This window comes from Micromonospora mangrovicola (assembly GCF_047200535.1).
In the GTDB taxonomy this organism is placed as follows: Bacteria; Actinomycetota; Actinomycetes; order Mycobacteriales; family Micromonosporaceae; genus Micromonospora.
Genome location: NZ_JBJZOG010000196.1, coordinates 1 through 3,929, shown reverse-complemented (window position 1 = coordinate 3,929; position 3,929 = coordinate 1). Strand labels below are relative to the sequence as shown.

At 67.8% G+C, this 3,929-nt stretch carries 4 protein-coding genes and 1 pseudogene; 1 reads left to right on the top strand and 4 read right to left on the bottom strand.

The window, feature by feature from the left end; genetic code table 11:
- From ACL02O_RS33730 to ACL02O_RS33720, 3 genes are all read right to left on the bottom strand, one after another.
- Nucleotides 1-444, bottom strand: a 444-nt coding sequence (locus ACL02O_RS33730; protein WP_412822236.1) for an IS110 family transposase, incomplete at its 3' end; no start/stop codon positions are given.
- 36 nt (nucleotides 445-480) lie between these two features.
- On the bottom strand, nucleotides 481-717 hold the full coding sequence (locus tag ACL02O_RS33725) for a hypothetical protein (protein WP_412822235.1): 237 nt from the start codon (nucleotides 715-717) through the stop codon (nucleotides 481-483).
- Between the two features lie 80 nt (nucleotides 718-797).
- Entirely contained in the window at nucleotides 798-1,634 is an 837-nt protein-coding gene (locus tag ACL02O_RS33720) for an ISAs1 family transposase (protein WP_412822234.1), read from the bottom strand.
- 451 nt (nucleotides 1,635-2,085) lie between these two features.
- On the opposite strand from ACL02O_RS33720, the pseudogene ACL02O_RS33715 reads away from it, so the two are divergent.
- A pseudogene (locus ACL02O_RS33715) lies at nucleotides 2,086-2,984 on the top strand (IS3 family transposase); the annotation flags it as partial.
- Nucleotides 2,985-3,043: 59 nt separating this feature from the next.
- On the opposite strand, the gene ACL02O_RS33710 reads toward ACL02O_RS33715, so the two are convergent.
- Nucleotides 3,044-3,700, bottom strand: a complete 657-nt coding sequence (locus ACL02O_RS33710; RefSeq protein ID WP_412822233.1) for an HAD family hydrolase — start codon at nucleotides 3,698-3,700, stop codon at nucleotides 3,044-3,046.
- Nucleotides 3,701-3,929: the final 229 nt, after the last annotated feature.

The window sequence follows — 3,929 nt, the reverse complement described above, 5'->3', positions numbered from 1 at the left end:
CACCGCGGCGCTCAGATCGCCGTCGGCGATCTCGATGGCGGCGGGGAAGACAGCCAGCAGGTCAGCACGCAGCCGGTTACCCAGGCGCCGCTCATCGCGCGCGGCGCGCACATCGTCGCGGGCGATGGCGCGCAGTTCGGCACCGATCTGCCCGTGCGGGATCAACGCCCGCAGCTCGATATAGGTGTCCAGGGCGAGTAGACAGCAGATCCGCGCGTCCTCGGCGTCGTCCTTCTTCCGGGCCGGCCCGCGGCGGCGGGCCACCAGGTCCGGGTTGATCGGAACGACGGTGAAACCGGCTTCTACCAGCGTCTCGACGAGCAACCCGTGCCGTGTCTCGAGCACTACGCGAACCTCGGCGGGGTCCGGCTCCAGTTCCAGGCACCGCTCGATCAGCCGGTTAATCCCCTCCGGGCCGTGCGGAATCCGGAACTGCTTGACCACCCCCCAGGGCTCCGGCAAGGTAGGTATATGGCCGTTTCAGGTGAGTCCGAGTATTTGGAGTGGCCGGTAGTGGTTTCTGCTGTTGTGGCGTAGGGCTGCGGCGATGGTGCTGATGCCGCTCAGCCGGAGCAGGCTGATCGCGGTGTTGCGCAGGGTTGCCATGGCGCGGGGTGCGTGGCCGGTGCGGATGCGGCTGGCGTCTTCGGCGTAGGTGGTGTCGCGGATGTGGTCCAGGGCTTCGATGGCCCAGTGCCTGCGTAGCCAGTCGGCCAATTCGTCCGGGCGGGCCTCGGTGGCGCTCAGGTTGGTGATCGCGTAGACGGTGACGGTGGACCAGCGGCCGGTGGCCAGGTTCAGCCGGCGGCGGCGGATCCGTAGTGCTTGGACGGCGTGCGGGAAGTCCAGGGCGAGGGGCCCGGTGCAGGTGACTGCTTGCAGGCGGCGGATGTCGTAACGGCCGTGCCCGCGGTTGCTGGTCTCGTCCTGGATCGGGATCTTGCCCAGGGCAGGGTCTTGAGCTGGCGGTAGAGACGCGGCTGGTTTTTCTTCACGGTGAAGACGTAGGCGGCCTGCTTGTCATCGACCAGCCAGCGGGCATGCTCACGCTGAGTGTGCAGGGCATCGGCGGTGACGACCACCGCCGTGAGGTCGAGGGGTGCCAGCAGCGGCTGGAAGCAGCGGATCTCGTTCGTCTTGCCGGCCACGTCGACCTGGCCCAGCACCGTGCCGGTGTGCTGGTCCAGCGCAGCGAGCAGGTGCACTTGAGCACCGGCCGGGCCGCTGGCACGCAGAGTCTTACCGTCCACGCTGTATACCCGTCGCCCGGTGTCCGCCGGTGGCCGGGACGCGAGAATCCATCGGCCGACCGTGTCGTCCAGCGCGTCGGCGTCAACGCCGGCCAGGATCCGCCGGAACGTGGACTCGTCCGGGGCCCGGTGCACCCCGGTGAACGGGTCCCGGAACACGCCCAGCTGCGCGAGGACCTGCTGCGGCGCGTCAGCAGCCCATTCCGCGACCGCCGCCGCGGAGCGGGCGCCGGTCAGCACCGCCGCGATGGCTGTGGCCAGGACCGCGGGCAGCGCGTGGATGACACCACGGGGGTCTCGCTGGTCCGGCACTGCCGTCAATGCGGCGGCAAGACTCGACCGGCCCTGGACCGGCAACGGCTCGTCCAGCCGGTCCGCGTGCACGGCCAACACGTCAATCAGCGATGATGATCCCAACGGGCGCAGTCCTCTTTGATCTTCCCAGACTCGACACCTGGATGATCATCGAAAGGCCGCGCTCGTCTCTATACCGCCATGATCCGGAGTGTCCGCACCCAACCACCCGCAACGGTCATATCGCTACCTTGCCGGAGCCCTGGACCACCCCCTTGCCCGGTATCCCAAATGCGACGTCGTGGAAAGACTCCGCCCAGTCCAGCCCGACACCCAGCACACGCACCTCACATTGGTCTTCCCCGAATGGTCAGGTCGGTGGAGGCGCAGCGCCGTGCTGATGGACCAGTCCTCTCGGGACAACACCCTCGTGGGCGTCAGGCCTCCGCCGGCCACTCCCGGGGACGCCGTCTCACCAAAGTCCTCGAGGGACAAACCGCTGGAGCGTTCCCCGGAAGTGCCAGACGAGGAAGGTAGTCCCATCAACCGCTTCCAGTTCGTCGCCGACCATCAGCAGCGCTACGGCGTGAAGCGGTTGTGTCAGGTCATCGGGGTGTCCCGGTCGAGCTTCTACTACTGGCGCTCGGGCGCCGAAGCGCGGGGCGCCCGTGATGCCGCGGATGTGGCTCTCGTGGGTCGGATCCGGGCGGTGCACGCCGAGCACGACGGCACCTATGGAGCGCCTCGGATCACCGCCGAACTCCGCGATGCCGGTCTGGCGGTCAACCGTAAGCGGGTCGCCCGGGTGATGCGCCGCTTCGGCGTGCAGGGGCTGCGCCTACGGCGGCGCACTCGTACGACGGTGCCGGATCCGGCCGCGGCGAAGGCTGCGGACCTGATCGGCCGGGACTTCACCGCTCCCGCGCCGAACCAGCGCTACGTCGGTGACATCACTTACCTACCGGTCGGGGAGCGGGGTTTCTCTACCTGGCCACCGTCCTGGACCTGCACTCCCGCCGCCTTGCGGGCTGGGCGATCGCGGATCACATGCGCACCGACCTGGTCATCGACGCCCTCCACGCCGCGCAGCGCACCTGGGGCAGCCTCCACGGGGCGATCATGCACACGGATCACGGAGCTCAATACGCCTCCCGGGCCTTCGCCGAGGCCTGCATCGCAGCCGGGGTCCGGCAGTCGATGAGCGCGGTCGGTAGCTCCGCCGACAACGCCGCTGCGGAGTCGTTCAACGCCACCTTCAAACGCGACACCCTGCAAGGCCGCCGCGCCTTCACCGACGAACGCGAAGCACGGCTGACCGCGTTCCGCTGGCTGCACCGCTACAACACTGTCCAACGCCACTCCCGGCTCGGACAGCAGCCACCGATCACCTACGAGCAGAGCACCCGGCCGGCGCCAGCTACGCTGGCCCCGGCCGCATAAACCCCGTGTCCAGGCTCAGGGGTCAAGCCCCCACTCTGCTTCCTCGCACCATCGGCAAGCTAGCCGCTTGCCGCGTTGTGCTTCGCAACCAGGGTGGGGAGTTCGTCCAGCGAATCGATGCGGAACAAGCACTGCTCAGACACGGCTGGCATGTCGAGGATGTGACCCCACGGAGAGCGCCGGATCAGGCACGTCTTCATACCGGCTTCCTTGGCCGGGAATGCATCGTTGTCGGGCCGATCGCCGACGTACAGGATCGAAGACGCGTCGCCGCCGCCTTCACGAATGACGTGCTCGAAAAAGACCGGTGACGGCTTCGCCACGCCCCAACCGTGGGACGTGCCGATCACATCCACGGCCAGGTCGAGCGCACGGAGGGTCGCCTCGGCATGAGCCGGCTGGTTGCCGGCCAAACCGACGACCAGGCCCTGATCCTTCAAGGCGGTGAGACACGATCGCGCGTCGGGGTAGAGATCCTCTTCCCCGAACGACTCCGGTTTACCAGCGGCTGCTCGGCGTTCGAGTTCGGCCGCGAGATCGAACCCGGGCCGGAAGACCCGGAAGGGTTCCTGCCAGTCCAGGCCCTGGGCGATCGCCGCACCGAAGACCGCCGAGAATGTATGCCGTGGAACGCCGAGCCAGTCCGCCCAGGTTCCGAACTCTCGGGACTCGTCGAGAATTACCCCGCCGACATCAAAGAAGACCGCCTTGATCACCTGTGTTCCTCCGTCACGGTCGCGCTGCTAGCGGATCCTAGAGGCTCTTCGAAGTTGTGGGGTGTCCGCACCGCAGCCCAATATCTCCCTAGCCATATCAGCTCCTGGTCTTCCCGCCGCGATCGATGTGCATCTGTCTGCCGCCGACCCACACTGCGTGGAGCAGGCCAGGGCCAGGTCGGTGGCTGGCGGGATGGCATCCCACCACCCGCGAACCGGAACCGTTCGG